The organism is Tsukamurella sp. 1534 (genome assembly GCF_000312385.1).
Taxonomy (GTDB): Bacteria; Actinomycetota; Actinomycetes; order Mycobacteriales; family Mycobacteriaceae; genus Tsukamurella.
On the sequence record NZ_HE997626.1, the window covers coordinates 516264 to 533090 of the forward strand.

At 72.5% G+C, this 16827-nt stretch carries 20 protein-coding genes and 1 riboswitch; of the genes, 11 read left to right on the forward strand and 9 right to left on the reverse strand.

Features of this window, described 5'->3' with window-relative positions; genetic code table 11:
- The first annotated feature begins 3 nt into the window (after positions 1 to 3).
- From BN39_RS02550 to BN39_RS22595, 3 genes are all read left to right on the forward strand, one after another.
- The gene (locus BN39_RS02550) at positions 4 to 768 is read left to right on the forward strand and encodes a hypothetical protein (protein WP_019200787.1); all 765 of its coding nucleotides are present in this window, start codon (positions 4 to 6) and stop codon (positions 766 to 768) included.
- A gap of 99 nt (positions 769 to 867) precedes the next feature.
- A complete protein-coding gene (locus BN39_RS02555) occupies positions 868 to 1245 on the forward strand; it encodes a hypothetical protein (protein ID WP_019200788.1) in 378 nt (125 codons plus the stop codon).
- Positions 1242 to 1832, forward strand: coding sequence for a DUF3558 domain-containing protein (locus BN39_RS22595; RefSeq protein WP_081585891.1), 591 nt, complete (start codon positions 1242 to 1244; stop codon positions 1830 to 1832). The genes BN39_RS02555 and BN39_RS22595 overlap by 4 nt, the downstream gene beginning before the upstream one ends.
- A 39-nt stretch (positions 1833 to 1871) precedes the next feature.
- Here BN39_RS22595 and BN39_RS02565 read toward each other — a convergent pair whose 3' ends face one another.
- From BN39_RS02565 to BN39_RS02575, 3 genes are read right to left on the reverse strand one after another with little or no spacing between them, the layout of a single operon-like run.
- Positions 1872 to 3104, reverse strand: a complete 1233-nt coding sequence (locus BN39_RS02565; RefSeq protein ID WP_371190622.1) for an MFS transporter — start codon at positions 3102 to 3104, stop codon at positions 1872 to 1874.
- A gap of 32 nt (positions 3105 to 3136) precedes the next feature.
- Positions 3137 to 3412 carry a DUF2537 domain-containing protein gene (locus BN39_RS23380; RefSeq protein ID WP_019200791.1) on the reverse strand — a complete coding sequence of 92 codons (276 nt, stop codon included), beginning with the start codon at positions 3410 to 3412 and terminating at the stop codon, positions 3137 to 3139.
- Between the two features lie 4 nt (positions 3413 to 3416).
- Entirely contained in the window at positions 3417 to 4223 is an 807-nt protein-coding gene (locus BN39_RS02575; RefSeq protein WP_019200792.1) for an RNA methyltransferase, read from the reverse strand.
- 24 nt (positions 4224 to 4247) lie between these two features.
- Here BN39_RS02575 and BN39_RS02580 point away from each other — a divergent pair, with 24 nt between their 5' ends.
- Positions 4248 to 5399 carry a GNAT family N-acetyltransferase gene (locus tag BN39_RS02580; protein ID WP_019200793.1) on the forward strand — a complete coding sequence of 384 codons (1152 nt, stop codon included), beginning with the start codon at positions 4248 to 4250 and terminating at the stop codon, positions 5397 to 5399.
- A gap of 90 nt (positions 5400 to 5489) precedes the next feature.
- On the opposite strand, the gene BN39_RS02585 is transcribed toward BN39_RS02580, so the two are convergent.
- A complete protein-coding gene (locus tag BN39_RS02585; protein WP_040765769.1) occupies positions 5490 to 5933 on the reverse strand; it encodes a MarR family winged helix-turn-helix transcriptional regulator in 444 nt (147 codons plus the stop codon).
- Positions 5934 to 5988: 55 nt separating this feature from the next.
- On the opposite strand from BN39_RS02585, the gene BN39_RS24040 reads away from it, so the two are divergent.
- Complete coding sequence (locus BN39_RS24040; RefSeq protein ID WP_040765771.1) at positions 5989 to 6258, forward strand: DUF2530 domain-containing protein; 270 nt, start codon at positions 5989 to 5991, stop codon at positions 6256 to 6258.
- Here the strand turns inward: BN39_RS24040 and BN39_RS02595 are convergent.
- The 3 genes from BN39_RS02595 to BN39_RS02605 are packed head-to-tail and all read right to left on the reverse strand — an operon-like array spanning position 6197 to position 10060.
- On the reverse strand, positions 6197 to 6796 hold the full coding sequence (locus BN39_RS02595; RefSeq protein WP_019200795.1) for a phosphatase PAP2 family protein: 600 nt from the start codon (positions 6794 to 6796) through the stop codon (positions 6197 to 6199). The genes BN39_RS24040 and BN39_RS02595 overlap by 62 nt on opposite strands.
- Complete coding sequence (locus BN39_RS02600; RefSeq protein ID WP_019200796.1) at positions 6790 to 9330, reverse strand: sacsin N-terminal ATP-binding-like domain-containing protein; 2541 nt, start codon at positions 9328 to 9330, stop codon at positions 6790 to 6792. The genes BN39_RS02595 and BN39_RS02600 overlap by 7 nt, the downstream gene beginning before the upstream one ends.
- A 1-nt stretch (position 9331) precedes the next feature.
- Entirely contained in the window at positions 9332 to 10060 is a 729-nt protein-coding gene (locus tag BN39_RS02605; protein WP_051158804.1) for a DUF3027 domain-containing protein, read from the reverse strand.
- A gap of 83 nt (positions 10061 to 10143) precedes the next feature.
- Here BN39_RS02605 and BN39_RS02610 point away from each other — a divergent pair, with 83 nt between their 5' ends.
- Together BN39_RS02610 and BN39_RS02615 are read left to right on the forward strand one after the other, a co-directional pair.
- Positions 10144 to 11868 (forward strand): MFS transporter, encoded by a 1725-nt coding sequence (locus tag BN39_RS02610; RefSeq protein ID WP_040765772.1) that lies wholly within the window; start codon positions 10144 to 10146, stop codon positions 11866 to 11868.
- Positions 11865 to 12395: a DUF2771 family protein gene (locus tag BN39_RS02615; protein WP_019200799.1), complete on the forward strand. Its 531-nt coding sequence runs from the start codon at positions 11865 to 11867 to the stop codon at positions 12393 to 12395. Before BN39_RS02610 ends, BN39_RS02615 begins: the two co-directional genes overlap by 4 nt.
- A gap of 3 nt (positions 12396 to 12398) precedes the next feature.
- Here BN39_RS02615 and BN39_RS02620 read toward each other — a convergent pair whose 3' ends face one another.
- The gene (locus BN39_RS02620) at positions 12399 to 13835 is read right to left on the reverse strand and encodes a DHA2 family efflux MFS transporter permease subunit (protein ID WP_040765773.1); all 1437 of its coding nucleotides are present in this window, start codon (positions 13833 to 13835) and stop codon (positions 12399 to 12401) included.
- Between the two features lie 35 nt (positions 13836 to 13870).
- On the opposite strand from BN39_RS02620, the gene BN39_RS02625 reads away from it, so the two are divergent.
- Entirely contained in the window at positions 13871 to 14470 is a 600-nt protein-coding gene (locus BN39_RS02625; protein ID WP_192814831.1) for a TetR/AcrR family transcriptional regulator, read from the forward strand.
- A 28-nt stretch (positions 14471 to 14498) separates the two neighbouring features.
- Here the strand turns inward: BN39_RS02625 and BN39_RS24000 are convergent, their stop codons facing one another.
- Positions 14499 to 14918: a cold-shock protein gene (locus BN39_RS24000; protein WP_019200802.1), complete on the reverse strand. Its 420-nt coding sequence runs from the start codon at positions 14916 to 14918 to the stop codon at positions 14499 to 14501.
- Positions 14919 to 14996: 78 nt separating this feature from the next.
- Here BN39_RS24000 and BN39_RS02635 point away from each other — a divergent pair, with 78 nt between their 5' ends.
- From BN39_RS02635 to BN39_RS02645, 3 genes are read left to right on the forward strand one after another with little or no spacing between them, the layout of a single operon-like run.
- Positions 14997 to 15206, forward strand: a complete 210-nt coding sequence (locus BN39_RS02635; RefSeq protein WP_019200803.1) for a hypothetical protein — start codon at positions 14997 to 14999, stop codon at positions 15204 to 15206.
- 8 nt (positions 15207 to 15214) lie between these two features.
- Positions 15215 to 16204, forward strand: a complete 990-nt coding sequence (moaA, locus tag BN39_RS02640) for a GTP 3',8-cyclase MoaA (protein WP_019200804.1) — start codon at positions 15215 to 15217, stop codon at positions 16202 to 16204.
- Positions 16197 to 16445 carry a MoaD/ThiS family protein gene (locus BN39_RS02645; RefSeq protein WP_019200805.1) on the forward strand — a complete coding sequence of 83 codons (249 nt, stop codon included), beginning with the start codon at positions 16197 to 16199 and terminating at the stop codon, positions 16443 to 16445. Before moaA ends, BN39_RS02645 begins: the two co-directional genes overlap by 8 nt.
- A 219-nt stretch (positions 16446 to 16664) precedes the next feature.
- A riboswitch (cyclic di-AMP (ydaO/yuaA leader) is annotated at positions 16665 to 16819 on the forward strand.
- Positions 16820 to 16827 lie beyond the last annotated feature (8 nt).

Below are 16827 nucleotides of genomic sequence, written 5' to 3' on the forward strand. Positions count from 1 at the left end.
GCCGTGGGCGCTACCGCGGCGACGATCTGGTTCACCGATGTCGCCGAGCCGAAGGGCATTCTGGCCATCGTCGGCCGCCCCGACGAGGAGGCGTCCCGCGTCATCGCCGAGCGGGTGCTCGGCGGCCCCGTCGCCGGCCGGCCCGAGTCCCTCGCCCGCGCGGCGGATCCGCAGCCGGGCCACGTGTACGTCGCGTCGTACGGCGGCCTCACGGTGGTCACGCACGACGGTCTGCGGGTCTCGCGTCCCAGCGAACTCGACGATGCCTGGTGGGACCTGGTGCCCGCGAAGCGGGCGTTCCTGCTCATCGCGGACGCGGAGCGGGCGATCGGCGGCTTCGCCCACCGGCAGGACGGCACGGTGCGCCGGTCGTTCTCCGGGCATCCCCTGGACATCCTGGAGAACGACGGCCTGCCGGAGTTGTTCGAGGGCCCGTTCTGGGCGGGCGAGCACCCGCTGACGTACGCCGAGGGCGTGGAACCCGATCCCCGCGCGCTCCCGTTCCATCCCATGGAGTTCGCGGAGCAGGCGAACCGGGAGCTGCTGGGCTTCCGGTTCACCCATCCCCTGGCGCCCACGGACCTCGATCCCGCGCGGATCCAGGTGATCGACTTCGTGCCGGCCGGCACCCCGCCCGAGCCTCCCCGCCCCGACATGGCGCCGCCGCAGGCCGCGGACTGGCAGGGCCAGGGGCAGCAGCAGTTCCCCGGCCAGGAACAGCGGCCCGAGGACGACCGGGGCAAGGTCCGCAGCTTCTTCGGCTTCTGATCGCCGACGGTCCGCGGCCGCGCCCTGCCCGTCGGCGGGTGGCGATCCGGAACCGAACGCTCTTCTCATGCGTCTAATGGGAAAGAGCGGAGGACGGACATGGGCACACCTCGCATCGATGCGCTCCGCGACGAGGCGAACAAGCGGATCGCGGACAAGCCGTCGATGGTCCACGACGGCGACCCCACCGAGGAGTTGGCCCAGGCCTACGAGCGGCATGCAGAGCGACTGCGGGCAGTCCTCAAGTCCCTCGCGGACGTGGGATTCAACAACTACTTGGGCGAGGTGGTCGAAGGCCGCGCCGCGACTCACAACATCAAAGTCGCAGTCCACACGCATACGAACTCGATCAGCGCGAATCTCAAGCGGCACATCGATGCTGCCGAGCAGCGGGCGGATCGGCTTCGCAGGGACGGTCGAGCGCTCAAGACCACCGAATCCGCCAACGAGTCGAGCATCTCGGGGGCCGGCGGGTGAACCGACGCGCACTCGGCGCGACGATGCTCGCAATCCCCCTTGTCAGCGCATGCGCCACCACTGTTTCCGGAGTGGCGGTCCCCGGTGCCCAGCTTTCCGCGCCGGCATCACTTCCGTTCACCCCGACGATCAGCGAACGTACGAACGACCGGAACAACGGATCGTCTTTCGAGCCGTGCACGGCATACAGCGCGGCTGAGCTCCAAGTACTCGGAATAGCTTCCGAATCGGCGACCGACGCGGCGATCTCCGACTCACCCAATTATCGCGGCTGCCATTGGAACAGCACCCTCGGTCACGACTCGACGTACAGCCAGACGGTAGGCAACGGCACGACCCTTGAGGGGTACAAGCAGAAGAACTCAGACCGAACGTGGCAGGTGGACCGAGTCATCAACGGACGAATGGTGGCACTCACCGTCGACCCACCCTCCCGGGGTTGCGCCGCCGTCTTCATGTCCCAACACGGCACCGTCGTCACTCTGGCGATGCTGGCGGGTGACCGCGAACCTGAGCCTGACTTCGCGACCGAGTGCGATGCGGCGCTGAGGTTCACGGAACTGGCGACGCGGAAGGCGCCTCGCTGACCCCCACCCATGCGCGCCGCGCATGGCCTGCAGAATTTCCTAACCCGCCCGGATCGCCTCGGCGGCGGACCGTCGAAGGGCATAAACACCGCACAGGGCACAGGTGACCGCGGAGACCACGCCGCCCACGAGGAGCGGCGCGGCGGGAGTCGTGGCATCGGCGATGGCACCCAACAGCGGCGCACCGAGCGGCGTCCCGCCGAGGAACGCGAGCATGTAGATGCCCATCACCCGCCCGCGGAACTCGGGGTCCACGGACAGCTGCATGATGCTCATCGCCGACGTGGTGAACGCCATCTGCAGGAACCCGACCACCACGAGAAGCGCCGCGACGGCCCAGAACCACGGCGCGAACCCGGCCACCACCTGCGCCACCCCGAACGCGGTGCCGCCCACCAGGCAGGTCCGCAGCGACGCCATCCCCGTCCGGCGCGCGGCGATGAGCGCGCCGGACAGGGTGCCCACCGCCAGCAGCGTGGACAGCAGCCCGTACGCCTCGGCGCCCAGCCCGAACCCCTGGCGCGCGAGCAGCGACAGCGCCAGCGGGAAGTTGATCCCGAAGGTGGACACGAAGAACACCGCGACGATCACCAGCAGCAGCTCGTGCCTGCGGCGCACGTAACGGAAACCCTCGCGCAGCTGCCCCTTCGCGCGTTCCACCGGCCGCGACGGATGCAGCTCGCCCACCCGCATCGCGATCAACGCGGCCACGATCGCGCCCGTGAAGACGGCGTTGACCGCGAACACCCACCCGGTGCCCACGCCCGCGATGAGCAGGCCGGCGATCGCGGGCCCCACGATGCGGGCCGCGTTGAACACCATGGAGTTCAGGCCGATCGCGTTGGGCAGCAGCTCCGGCCCCACCATCTCGATGGTGAACGCCTGCCGGAACGGCCCGGCGAGCGCGGCGGTGCAGCCGAACACGAACGCGATGATGAACACGTGCCACAGCGCGACGGTCCCGGTCAGCGTGAGCACGGCGAGCGCGGCCGCGCACAGGGCCGCCGCCGTCTGGGTGAACATGAGCGCGCGCCGCTTGTCGTAGCGGTCCGCGAGGAGCCCCGCCCACGCGGAGAGGAACAGCGTGGGCCCGAACTGCAGGGCCATCACCACGCCGAGCACCCAACCGCGCCCGTGCGCGAGGTCGAGGACGAGCCAGTCCTCCGCAACCCGCTGCATCCAGGTGCCCACCAGGCTCACCGACTGCCCGCCGGCCCAGAGCCGATAGTTCCGAGTCCGGAGGGACGCGAACACACTCGGCATGGATCCGATAGTAGTCCTAAGTTTCGGCGGCCCGGCCGGCCCTAGCCGAAGGCGCCACTCGCCGTCACCGCGATCACGGACAGCCAGGTGACGACGAGGCCGCCGGTCACGCCGGCGCAGAACCACCGCCCGACGGGGGCCCGACGGTACGCCACCAGCACCGGCGCGGCGCCGGCGGTGCCGAGCGCGAGCAGGCCGAACCCCAGGAGGACGTTCACCAGCATCACGGCGAGGAACAGCACCGTCAGGACGATCCCGGTGAGCCCGGCGACGAGCACCGCGACCGCGGTGCCGGCGTAGACGGGCGTGTACCTCACACCTCTACGATCGCACGCGTTCGTAGAGGGCGACGGCCGCGGCAGTGGCGACGTTGAGGGAGTCGGTCCCCCGCGACATGGGGATCGCGGCCCGCGCGTCCGCCGCGACCAGCGTCTCCGCGGTGAGACCCGGCCCCTCCGCGCCGACCAGGTACGCGACTCGGTCCGGCCGGTCCGCGAGCACCTCGGCGACGGACCCGTCGCCCGACGGGGTGAGCGCCACCGTCCGGAATCCGTACCGCGCCAACGCCGCAAGCCCCTCCCCCGGCCAGCCCTCGGCGGGCAGGTGCGCGAACGGAACCAGCAGCACGTGGCCCATGGACACGCGGACCGCCCTGCGGTACAGCGGATCCGAGCAACGCGGGCCGAACAGCACGGCGTCGGCGCCGAGGCCCGCGCAGTTGCGGAAGATCGCGCCGAGGTTCTCGTGGTCGTTGACGCCCTCGAGCACGACGACGGTGCGCGCCGACTCCAACAGCTCCCCCACGTCGATCGGCGCCGGCCTGCGGGCCGCCGCGAGCACGCCACGGTTGAGGTGGAAGCCCACCACCCGCGCCATCAGGTCGGCGGTGACCCGGTAGCGGGGCACGCCGGGTGCGGTGTCGCCGAGGCGCTGCAGCTTCGACTCCACGCCCATGATCGCGTGCGGCACGAACCGGGACGCGAGCATCCGTTCGACCACGGGAACGCCCTCGGCGAGCACCACTCCCCGCGCCGTGTCCGGCCGCTTGTCCGCGCTGGACAGGTCGCGGAAGTCGCTGAGCCGCGGGTCATCCGGGTCGGAGATCGGATAAATCGGTTGCGCCTGCACACCTCCAGCCTAGTATCGCCTCCCGTGATCGAGATCCGCACCGCCACCGAGGCCGACTGGCCCGAGATGTTCGCCCACGACGTCCGCGCGTTCGGCTCCCCGTTCGAGGACGAAGCGCGGCCGCTGATCCGCCGCACGATCGACCTGGACCGGTTCGTGGTGGCGCGGGACACCGCCGACGGGACGCTCGCGGGCGTGGCCGGCTCGTTCGATCTGACGCTGACGGTGCCCGGCGGGCGCCGCCTGCGCGCGCCGGGCGTCACCTGGGTGTCGGTGGCCCCGAGCCACCGGCGGATCGGTGTGCTGCGGATGATGATGGCGGAGTTGCACTCCCGGTACGTCGCCGACGGTGCGGCGGTGGCGATCCTCACCGCCAGCGAGGGCACCATCTACGAGCGGTTCGGGTACGGGCCCGCGACCTACGCCGACGAGGTGACGATCGCGCGGCGCACCGCGCGCCTGCGCTCGCCCCTGCCCGGCCCGATCCGGACCCGCGCCGTCGACGGCGCGGCGGCGCGGGAGCCCGTGCAGGCGCTGTACCGCCGCTGGCACGCGGCCACCCCCGGTTCGGTTTCCGCGGAGCAGTTCTGGGAGCTGTTCCACGCGGATCCGGAGTGGGCCCGCTGGGGCGGTTCGGCGCGCCGGTACCTGCTGCACCCCGACGGCTTCGCGACCTACCGGGTCGACGAGAAGGACCGCGCCGCACTGGACGACCTGAAGGCGCTCACCGCGGAGGCGGAAGCGGACCTGTGGCAGGCGGTGCTGGGGCTCGACGTCTTCGACGAGGTCACGGCCGACCTGCCCGGCGACCACCCGCTGCGCGAGATGCTGGTCGATCCGAGGTCCGTGCGTGTCACGGCCCGCCGGGACCGGCTGTGGCTGCGGTTCCTCGACGTGCCGGCGGCACTCGCGGCGCGGACCTACAGCGCCGACGGGGATCTCGTCCTCGGCGTCGACGGTGAGGCGTACCGGCTCACGGTGTCCGGGGGCGCGGCCGAATGCGCCCGCACCGGTGCGGCGCCGTCGGTGCGACTGTCGGGCGCGACGCTCGCCGGGTTGTACCTCGGCGCGGTGGACCCGGCCACGATGGCGCGGGCCGGCCGGATCGACGGTGACGCCTCCGCGCTCGCGCCGTTCCGCACCGATAGGCGACCGGAACTCGGAACCACGTTTTGAACCACGGAAAGGCGAAATGGAAAAGCCGCGCCGGAAAAGGAATTCCGGCGCGGCTGATTTCCTGCGCAAATGTTTGCGCGCTGGGCGGAGTTATCCGACCGGCGGCTCCTCGTTCGCGATGAGCTTGTTGAGAATGACGACGGCGCCACTGAGAGTGCCGCGCTGCTCGGGGGTCAGCTCGTCGAGCTTGCCGCGCAGCCAGGCCTCACGGGCCGCGGCCTCGCCGGTGATCACCTGCTCGCCCTCCTCCGAGAGGCTGACGATCACCTGTCGCCCGTCGGTGGGGTGCGGCGCCCTGCGGACCAGGCCGAGGTCGGCCAGGGAGGCGATGACGCGCGTCATCGACGGCGGCTGCACCCTCTCCCGGGTGGCGAGCTGGCCCGGCGTGAGCGGCCCGTCGTTGGCGAGCGCGTTGAGCGCGGACAGCTGGGTCAAGGAGACGAGCGAGTCGCGTCGCCGGCCCCGGAGATGGCGGGCGAACCGCACAGCGGCGAGCGAGAGGTCTCCCGCGAGCCGTTCGTCATTGTCAGTCACGGCGTTAGACTACATCCGTCAGATTGATTTCCGCGCATGAACCCCAGGAGAACCCATGGACGTTCATTCCGAATCCGGGGATGAGCCCTTGCAGGCGCCCGCTCTTCCGCGTTCGGTCACGGAGGCGCGGCCGGTCGTGATCGTCGGAACTGTTCTTTTCGCCCTTTTCCTCGTCGTCACCCTGGTGGCTCGGGAAGCGTTCGGCGAGGCGTGGATCATCTGCGCGTGCGGCGTGGGCGTCGGGCTGTTCGGCGCGGCCGTGCTCACGGCCCAGCGGAGGGCGGCGCTGCGGGGCGATCGCGGGGCCCAGCGCGGACTGGTGTGACCGCGCGCCGCGAAATCCACAGTCCCACCGCCACGACCAGGGCACCGACGGCCCATCCCGCCAGCACATCGGTCATCCAGTGGGCGGCCAGGTAGACCCTGCTCATGCCGATCGCGGCGGTCCCCGCCAGGGCGGCGGCGAGCGGCCACCGCCTGCCGGTGAGCGCGCACACGGTGACGGCGAAGACGCCGAGGACCACCATGGAGTTGAGCGCGTGTCCGGAGGGGAAACTGAGCGAGTCGATCTCCACCAGGCGCGGCGGGATCGGCGGACGCACCCGCCCGAACAGCACCTTCAGCAGGCCCATCAGCCCCCACGCCACGAGCGCCGTCACACCACAGTAGGCAGCCCATCGCCGGTGCCCGCGGACGAGCAGCCAGATCACGCCCGCCACGCCGATCGCGATCAGGCTCAGCGTGTTCCCCACGAAGGTCACCGCCCGCATCACCGCCGTCAGCGCGTCGGAGCGGATCGCCAGCATCGCGTCCAGCACCGCGCCGTCGAGCGCGTTCGGCCACGTCCCGTCGGGCATCACCATCGCGACTCCTCCACGTGCAGCACGGCCCCGGTCCACCAGTACGGGACGCGCCGCTCCCGGCCGGCGAACCGCACCACGAGTTCGGGGTGCACCTCCACCTGCGGCGCGTCGGGCAGTTCGCCCACGGCCTGCGCCAGTACGACGCCGGGGTGCGCGCCCCGGGCGAAGCGCTCGCCCGCGGTGACGATCTCGGCTGTCCACTCCTCGCTCGCGAGCGGCAGGTCCAGCGTCGCGGCCAGGTCGCCGGCCGGGCCGATCCCCCCGAACACCCCCGCGCCGCCGAGGAACCGCAGGTGCGGGCGGTCGATGACGGCGGCGTCGTCGGCGTCGGTGAGGGCACCGTCGACGGTGCGCACGCGCGCGGGGAGCCGGTCCAGGCGGCGGCCCGCGATCGCCCGGTGCGCGGCGAGCACCACCCCGGGCGACGGTGCGCGGTCCGGGTCGGCGAGCGCGTCCGCCAGCAGTTGGGCGTCGGAATCGGTACGGACACCGGTGAACAGCGCCGCGCCCAGCCGGCCCGCATCGGGGTGCTCGCACGGGTCGATCAGTCCGGCGAAGGTCTCGTCGTCCGGCGGCCGCGTCCCGCCGACCGCGGTGCGGGTGCGCAGCCACCACGCCGTGTAGCCGTCGGGGTCGTCCAGCACCTCGGGCAGGTCGGCCAGGAGGGCGAGCGCGGGATCCCAGTGCTCAACGAGGTCCAGATCGCGGACGGCGATCAGCTCGTCCGGCTCGGTGGTCCGTTGATCCCACCACTGTTCGGCGCCGTCGAGGGTCGGGTCGGGCCCCGTCGGGTAGTCCTCCCGCAGCACGGAGAAGGTCCAGCCGACTCCGATCGCGCGCAGCGCGGACACGGGGTACCGCTCCTGGAATCCCGGGTCGACGGTGCCGTACGGGTGGTCGTCGCCGAGAGCGGCCCGCAGGGGCGCGCCGCCGGCCAGCAGTTCATCGGCGGGGTACAGCGCACCGTCGTCGCCCGGTACCGGCAGGGCGCCGAGCCACGCGGGCCCGGCGACGCCGCCCTCGCCCAGGCAGCCGAGCACGGCCTCGGTGAGCGCCACGTCCCCGTCGTCCGGTCCGGCGCCCCAGTCGATGTCGTCCACCTCGGCGCGGAGGGCCGGGTCGGAGACGAGCTCCGCGGGGGTCACCCGCCGCGCGCCGGCGCGCTCGAGCAGCGGGTGCTCGGCCGCGGGGTGCACGATCCGGGCCCAGGTCACGCCGGCGAGGTCGCCCGCGCCGCCGGCCACGACGGTGGCGCCCCGGGCGCCGGTCACCACCCGGCCGTCGGCGAGCGGGACGGGCAGGGCGCCGAGGTCGTCGGCGGGCAGCCTTGCCGCGTCGAGCGCCGCGTACAGCGCTGCGTACCAATCGGGTTCGCGGTCACGGGGAGCCGCGTCCGCGAGATCCGCGGCGGTCAGCCCGCGCGCGCCGAGCGCCACCAGGCGCGCCGCGTCGGGCGCCGATGACAAAGCCGGCGGCACGAGTGGCAGTGCGGCGGAGAGCAGTTCGTACAGGTCGTCGGTGAGGCCGGGGAGCACCGCCGTCCGGCCGGGCGGCAGCGGACCGTCGGGCGACGGGACCCACGGGTGCCCGCGCAGCTCGTCCTCGACGGCGTCCCGGAGGGCGGCGTCCACCGGACCCGCGGGCGGGCGGCGCGGCGGCAGCAGGCCCATCGGGTCGGGTTGCGCGGCGACGAACTCCGCGTACCCCTCGGCCGCGCGGGCGATCTCGGCGTCCGGGTGCAGGCGGCGACGGTCCGCCGTGGTGGGCAGGTCGGCGATCACCCGCACCGGCAGGGTGAGCGGCTCGTCGGTGCGGGTGGGCGAATGCAGATGGGCGGCGCCGGCGCCGCGCACCCAGCGGGCGTGCGGGCCGCGGCCCGTGGGCAGCGCGGGCGGCAGGACCGGCGCACCGTCGATCACGATGCGCCCCAGCGCGGGCAGGTCCAGCAGCAGGTCCTCGGCCTCGTCGGCGAACTCGCCGACGAGCGCCGGATCGGCGCCCAGCAGCACGATCTCGGTCGTGTAACCGGCGGCGGGAGGCTCGTCGACGGGGTACGGGAGCCGCAGGGCGGCCACCTCGTCGCGCCCGGCGTCCTCCCGCGAGCGGGCGGCGGAGAACTCGATCCCGCCCGCGGCGGAACGGATCCGCACGTGGTCGGTCACGGTGAGCACCGCGGCGAAGCCGACCCCGAACTTGCCGACCGTGCCCGCGGCACCGTCGGCCGACTTGGGCGAGACGCGCAGCGCGGAGAGGGAGGCGACGCCGGATTCCGTCAGCGGCGCACCGGTGTTGGCCACGTGCACGCCGGCGGCGTCGGACCAGACCGCGAGCTCCCCGGCGACGCCCTGGGCCGCGGCGGCGTCGGCGGCGTTCTGCGCCAGCTCGATCGCCACGCGATCGCGGTAGCCGACGGTGACCAGGTCCCGCTCGGCGGCCAGGTCCTCGGCGGCCCGGGTGGCCGAATCGCGCCAGGAGGCCAGCACGGCGTCGCGCACCGCGGCCGTGCCGAAGGGATCCCCCGGCGCCGCCGGCACGTCAGGCCTGCTCGGCAGGGACCTTCTCCACCGCGCCGTCGTCGTAGGGCTCGTAGGCGGGGCTGCCCTGGCCCGACGGTGCCTGCGCGCTCGAGTGCGCGCCGCACCCGTAGTGCGCGTGCACGACGTGGCCGTCGGCGGAGAACTCGTTGCTGCAGACGCCGAACGCGGCCCGCAGGCTGCCCGCGAGGGGCAGGTAGAACGCGCAGTCGCCGCAGTGGAAGCGGGTGGCGCGGGCCATCTCCGAATCCGGGCCGAACGGGCCCTCCCGCCAGCGCTCGGCCGCGTCGATCCGGCCCACGCGGGACATCACGCGCTCGAGGTTCACGCCGATCTCGCCCGCCACGGCGTCGGCCTCGGGGTCGCCCGAGAGGCGGTATCCGGGCTCGATCCGCGGATCCGACTCGCGCGGGGGCAACACATCGCCCGGCGACAGGTCGCCGGCGCGGACCCGCTGGTCCCACGGGACCCAGTCGGGTGCCGTGAGGGAACCGGGCCCCGGAAGCAGGGCGGTCTCGGACACGGTCAGCTCGCCGCCCGGGCTGGCGGCGATCACGGCGCACCACTGCCAGCCGCGGTAGGCGGGCAGGTTCGCCTCGAAATAGTGGGCGACCGCGTACTCGTCCTCGGCGACGCCTGCCACATGGGCCCCCACGGGGGCGCCCTCCTCGGCTTCCAGTACGGCGCGCGCGAGATCCACCGCGGCGCCTGACTGCAATGCGGAACTCACGCTTCAAGTGTGCCGTATGTACGCACCAGCGCGGACGCCGCCCCCGCAAGCCGCTCCGCCGCCACTCGCGCGGATACGGAACAATGGGACCCGTGAGCGGTCATCCGGGGCAGCGGCAGTATCCCCCCGACGAGCCCCGGCGACGGCCGGGGCCGGTTTCGCGTGCCCACGCCGGCGCACCGTCGGACCGGGGCGACGCGACCCGCGCCGACCGGCGCGAGCAGGGACGCCCCCGGCCCCCGCGCCCGCAGTACAACGCCAACCACCACCTGCCGCCGCTCGAGGACACGCCGACCCCGGCCGACCGCCGCGCCGCGGAGGAGGAGCGGCGGCGGATGCCGCGCAAGATCACCGTCACCCGGGTGGCGGCCATGCGCGGGCGGGAACTGACCGAGGCCGGGATCGCCCGCTGGCACCGCGCCACGAAGGCCGACGGTGCCGACAAGTCCGGCCTGACCGCGCTCACCTACCCGGTGATCCTCAACAACGCGGTCGACGCCGCGATGATGGTGGCGCTGGCGAACACCCTGTTCTTCGCGGCCGCGCAGGCGGAGTCCAAATCGAAGGTCGCGCTGTACCTGCTGGTGAACATCGCGCCGTTCGCGATCATCGCGCCGTTCATGGGACCGCTGCTGGACCGCATCCAGCACGGCCGGCGGGTCGCGCTCGCCGCGTCGTTCGGGATCCGCGTGGGCCTCGCGGTCCTGCTCATCACGAACTGCACGTACGACCCCGTCGCGAACACGGTGAACTTCGATCCGTGGGTGCTCTACCCCTGCGCGCTCGCGATGATGGTGATGAGTAAATCCTTCTCGGTGCTCAAATCCGCGGTCACGCCGCGCGTGCTGCCGCCGCAGATCGACCTGGCCCGCGTGAACTCGCGGCTCACCCTGTTCGGCCTGGTGGTGGGCTCGGGCGTGGGCGGCGCGATCGCGTCGGGCGCCGAGTTCGGGCTGAGCCGGATGCTGCACATCCCCGGCGGCATGTACGTGCTCATGGTGTTCGCCGTGGCGGGTGCCGTCATGTGCATGCGCATCCCCAAGTGGGTGGAGAGCACCGCCGGGGAGGTGCCCACCACGATGTCGTACACCGGCGCGATGACGCGGGACGGCGGTTTCGACGGTGCCGACGGCGGCGGCCGCGCGTCGCTGGGCTCCGCGTTCAAGAACCTGCGGGTGCCGCTCGGGCGCAACGTCGTGACCGGGATCTGGGGCAACACCACGATCCGCGTGCTCACCGGTTTCCTCACCCTGTACATCGCGTTCTACTCCAAGGCGGAGCAGGCGGCGGGGGTGGACGCGTTCACGGCGCTCGCCATGGTCGGCGCGGTCGGCGCCTCCGCCGGCGTGGGCAACTTCATCGGCAACGGCATCGGAGCCCGGATGAAGCTGCCCAGGCCCGCCCGCGTCGTGGTGCAGGCCACGATCGCGGCGAGCATCGGCGCGATCGTCGCGGCGGCCCTGTCGAACCTCGTGGTGGTGGCGATCATCACCTTCATCGCGTCGGGCGCCTCCGCCGTCGGCAAGGTCTCGCTCGACGCGTCCATCCAGGACGACCTGCCCGACGAGTCCCGCGCCTCGGCGTTCGGACGGTCCGAGACCGCGCTGCAGCTCGGCTGGGTCGGCGGCGCCGCGCTCGGCGTGATGCTGCCGCCCACGTTGTGGATCGGGTTCGCGACCGTCGCGGCGATCATGGCCGTCGGCACCGTGCAGACCGTGCTCACCTACCGCGGCGGTTCACTCATCCCGGGCTTCGGCGGCAAGCGCCCGGAACACTTCCCACCCACGATGAACGGGGTCGTCAGTTGATCAAGCCCAGCCGGAACATCCTGATCGGCGGCGCCGTGTTCGTGGTCGCCGTCGCGGTGCTGTTCGCCTTCACGTTCTCCGCCGCGCTGAAGAAGCGCGACGAGCCGCAGGCACGCCCCACCCTGCAGGCCGCCTCCGGCACCCAGCTGGTGAACGTCGCGCCGTTCCACTTCTGCGACGACATCGCCACCCAGCGCTGCGACGCCCCGACGCGGCCGGCCAAGATCGCGGTCGAGCCCGGCAAGGCCATCGTGATCTCGCTGCCGGAGTACATCACCTCGAAACCCTGGGACATCCTCATCCAGCGCTACGACACGAAGCTGGGCCGGGCGACGATTCAGACCGAGACCCACGTGCAGCCGAAGGAGGCCACGCTGGTGCTCAAGTCCACCGAGGAACTGCTGCTCGCGGCGGTGGAGATCCGCGTCCCGTCGCCGATCCAGGACCAGTTCGGCAACCTCATCGCGCAGTCCGTGTGGGGCATCGACACCCTCGCCAGCGACTACGCCCTGGTCCAGAGGCCCTAGCACTCAGGAGCGGCGCGGCATCCTGTCCGCCGCGGACAGAATCCGAGGGGACTTTTTCCGCGGCCCTGGCAGGAGCGCCGCAGCCGCGACACCGACCGCCGCCACCGCCGCCATCAGCCAGAAGGCGGGGTGCAGGGCGTCCGCCGGCGACCGGTGGCCGAGGCCGGCCTGCACGACGAGCGCCGCAGCAGCGACACCGATCGCCCCACCGAGTTGTTGGGAGCCGCGGGTGAACATCGACGCGTGGGGCAGCTGTTCGCGCGCCAGGTCGACGTAGGCCGCGGACAGGATCGGCACCAGGACCGCGCCCATCCCGAGCCCGCGCACGAAGAGCACGATCGCGAGCGGGATCGCCCCGGTCTCCGGGGTGGCGAAGGCGAAGGGCACCGTCGCCGCGGCCATGAGGGCGAACGCGCACGCGGCGACCGCGCGCGGGCCGAACTGGTCGACGAGCCTCCCGACGAAGAACCGCGGCACGAAGGCCCCGACCGCCTGGGGCGTGAGCAGCAGGGCGGCGGCGAGCGCGTCCTCGCCGCGGGCCGTCTGCCAGTACAGCGGCAGGACGAACATCGCGCCCATCAACGCGCCTCCGGCGACCAGGCTCGCCAGTGTGGCCGCGGCGACCGCGCGGCCGCGGAGCAGCCCCACCCGGACCAGGGCATCGTCGCCCGCCCGCGCCGCGTGCAGGCCGAACGCCGTGATCAGGGCGGCGCCGATCAGGAGCGCGCACACGACGATGCCGACCGACACCGTGCCACGGCCCAGTTCGGTGAGACCGTAGAACACCGTCACGATCCCCGGCGCCAGCAGGATCAGCCCCTTCGCGTCGAGCCGCGGGCGTGTCACGGCGGACCTCGGGGCGTCGTCGGGCAGCACCCGGACGGCGGCGACGAACGCCGCGGTACAGACCGGGATGTTGACGGCGAACATGGCACGCCAGTCGCTCCAATGCAGCAGAGCGCCGCCGAGCACCGGGCCGACGAGAGGGCCGAGCGCGATCGGCACGCTCAACGCCGCCGTCACCCGCGCGACCGAGGCGGATCCGGCGGCGCGCACCGCGATGGTCTGCATGTTCGTCATCAGGACGCCCGCTGCGGCGCCCTGGACGGCGCGGAACACGATGAGACTCAGCGGGTTCCAGCTCACGGCGCACAGCGCCGATCCGATCGCGAAGAGCACCAGCGCGCCGAGCCACAGGCGCCGGCCGCCCAGCACGGCGTCGAGCCATCCGCACAGCGGGATCGACACGACCAGCGCGAGGAGGTACGCCGTGCTGACCCATTGGACGGCGCCTACGTCGGTGCGAAGGTCGAGCACCAGGGTGTGGACGGCGATGGCCAGCATTGTGGTGTCGAGGATCGGGGCGAACGCGCCCAGGACGAGGGTAGCGATGAGTGGCCGCAGCGACGTCCGCTCCGACTCCTCATTAGATACAGTCATGTATCTAATATGCGCCGCGCTGATAAGATACGCAAGTGGACTCAACGACGGAGGCGCCGCGCACCCGGCGACGGGGCGCGGCATTGCAGGCGGCCATCCTCGAGGCGGCGTGGGAGCAGCTCGTCGATCGCGGGTACGGCGAATTCACCCTGGAGGCGGTGGCGGCCCGCGCCGGGACCTCGCGCTCGGTGCTCTACCGGCGCTGGTCGAGCAGGGTCGAGCTGCTCCGCGCCGCCGTCGAGCACCAGGGGACGATTCCCGTCTCCGACCCACCGGACACCGGGTCCCTCCGCGGAGACGCGATCGCGCTACTCCGGGCGATGTCGGAGCACCGCGTCGAGCTCATGGTGCTGTTCCAGACCCGGCTCGGCGGCTTCTTCGACGAGTCGGGCGACTCCCCCGCCGACCTACGGAGACTGATGGTCGGCCGACGGGCCGGATCGATGCACGACGCCGTCGCCCGCGGTGTCGAGCGCGGCGAGGTCGAACCCGGCCGCGTCACGGACAGGATCGTGAACCTCCCCGGCGACCTGGTCCGTCACCAGATGGCCATGACGCTGCAGCCGGTGCCCGTCGCGGACATCGAGGAGATCGTCGACGAGTGCTTCTTACCGCTCCTCGCGCCCCGCGCCTGACCACGTCAGACAGCCCGGCGCTCCGCGACTACGCGTCGAGTTCGCGCGCGATCTCGCGGAGGACCTTGGAGATCTGCTCGGAGGCCTTGCGGTCCGGGTAGCGGCCCTTGCGCAGCTCCTGCTGCACGCCGCCGTCGAGCAGCTGGATCATGTCCTCGATCATCCCGTGCAGCTCGTCGGCCGGGCGACGGTTCGCGGCCGGGCGACGGGCGCCGCGCTGGGCCGCGCCGCGGGAGACACTGGGCGCCGGCTCGAGCACGGTGAGGGTGAGCGCCTGCGGGCCGCGACGGCCCGCAGCCATGCTGAACTCGACCCGCTGACCGGGCTTGAGAGCCTCGGCACCGTCGGGCAGCGCGGAGGAACGGACGTACACGTCTTCGCCGCCCTCCTGGGAGAGGAAGCCGAAGCCCTTGTCCGCGTCGTACCACTTGACCTTGCCGGTAGGCACCCTTGTCACCCGCTCTGCGTATAGAACAACAAAACGCGCCCCGCGAACGGCGAGACGCACTGGCATTAGTCTAGACCCGTGGGCAAGTTCGTTTCCGTCGCCGTCTCGCTCTCGATCGCGCTGTTCGCGATCGGGCTGATCGCGGTGGCCGCACTCTTCCTCACTCCGCTCCTGGCGCACGGCACCACCGCTCCCACCTGGGTGTACGCGCTGACCCCGCTGGCTCCCGCCGGCTTCCTCGCGGGGGTGATCGCCGTGGTGCTCGGCGGTCACGCCCGGGATCGCTGAGGCACGCCGTGAAGCCGCTGGTCGACAGGTACGGGCGGGTCGCGCGCGACCTGCGCGTCTCGCTCACGGACCGCTGCAACCTGCGTTGCACCTACTGCATGCCCGCCGAGGGCCTGACGTGGCTGCAGAACGATCACGTGCTCTCCACGCCCGAGGTGAACCGGCTGCTCACCATCGCGGTGCGCGACCTCGGGATCACGGAGATCCGATTCACCGGCGGGGAGCCGCTGCTGCGCGCGGACCTGCCGGCGATCGTCGCGCACGCCGCGGCCCTGGAGCCGCGCCCCGAGCTCTCCCTCACCACCAACGGCCTGTCGCTCGCACGGCACGCGCCGCGGCTCGCCGAGGCGGGCCTGGACCGCGTCAACGTCTCGCTGGACACCGTCGACCGGGACGCCTACGCCGAGGTCACCCGCCGGGACCGCCTCGACGACGCGCTCAACGGCCTGCGCGCCGCCTCCGCCGCGGGCCTGACCCCCGTCAAGGTCAACGCCGTGCTCGGCCCCGGCCGCATCGGCGACGCGGCGCCCCTGCTGCGGCTGTGCCTCGACGCGGGCTACGAGTTGCGGATCATCGAGCAGATGCCGCTCGATGCGGGGCACACCTGGGATCGAGGCTCCATGATCACCGCGGGCGACGTGCTGGCCGAGCTGGGCCGGAGCTTCACCCTGACGCCCGACGGTGCGCCCCGCGGCAGCGCGCCCGCCGAGCGCTACTTCGTGGACGGGGGGCCGGCCACCGTCGGCATCATCGCCTCGGTGACGCGGCCGTTCTGCGGTGATTGCGACCGGGTGCGCCTCACCGCCGACGGGCAGATCCGCACCTGCCTGTTCGCCACGGACGAGACGGACCTGAAGTCACTGCTGCGCGGCGACGCCTCCGACGAGGAGGTCGCCGACGCGTGGTGCGCCGCGATGCTGGGCAAGCAGGCCGGCCACGGCATCGACGACCCCACCTTCCTGCAGCCGCCGCGGCCGATGAGCGCGATCGGTGGCTGAGCTCACGGTCCGGTACTTCGCGGCGGCGCGGGCGGCCGCGGGGGTCCCGCAGGAGGCGGTCACCGTGCCCGACGGTGCGTCGGTCGCCGACGTCGTCGCCCTCCTCCCCGGCCTGCACCCTCCGCTCGCGGCGGTGCTGCCGCGGTGCAGTTACCTCCTGGACGAGGTCGCGGTGCGCGACCAGAGCGCTCCGGCGGCGGGCGCGACGCTCGACGTGCTGCCCCCGTTCGCGGGCGGCTGAGCGGAACCGCGCGGACCGGTTGAACCGATACCTGAGGTTGAAGCCTCAAGCCCGAGATGCCCACACCCCGCTGTGCAGTGATATCGATCACATCACGGCGAGTCACGGCGAGGTAACGGTTGGGCAACGGGCCGGGTTCTGCTAGCGTCGCGTGAGGCCGCAGCAAGCAGCCACCCGATCCGGACACAGCGCAGAGCTTCGTCCAGTGCCCGGAACGGGGATCCAGCTCCACAGATCTACACCTGGACGAAGGCGGAGGAACCACTCGCGACCGCGGTCGCCCGGGCACACGCCCTAGGGGTCAAGCCGAACCCGGCCGAGCAGCCTCTCGCTCGAACCCGACAGCTAACTTCGCACGCGCGTAGAGAGGAAAGACTTCACA

Excerpts from the sequence above, each read along its gene's own strand:
- BN39_RS02555 (WP_019200788.1), top strand. The coding sequence starts at position 868 with ATGGGCACACCTCGCATCGATGCGCTCCGCGACGAGGCGAACAAGCGG.
- BN39_RS24040 (WP_040765771.1), top strand. The coding sequence starts at position 5,989 with ATGGACGTTCATTCCGAATCCGGGGATGAGCCCTTGCAGGCGCCCGCT.
- BN39_RS02595 (WP_019200795.1), bottom strand. The coding sequence starts at position 6,796 with ATGGTGATGCCCGACGGGACGTGGCCGAACGCGCTCGACGGCGCGGTG.
- BN39_RS02610 (WP_040765772.1), top strand. The coding sequence starts at position 10,144 with ATGGGACCCGTGAGCGGTCATCCGGGGCAGCGGCAGTATCCCCCCGAC.
- BN39_RS02620 (WP_040765773.1), bottom strand. The coding sequence starts at position 13,835 with ATGACTGTATCTAATGAGGAGTCGGAGCGGACGTCGCTGCGGCCACTC.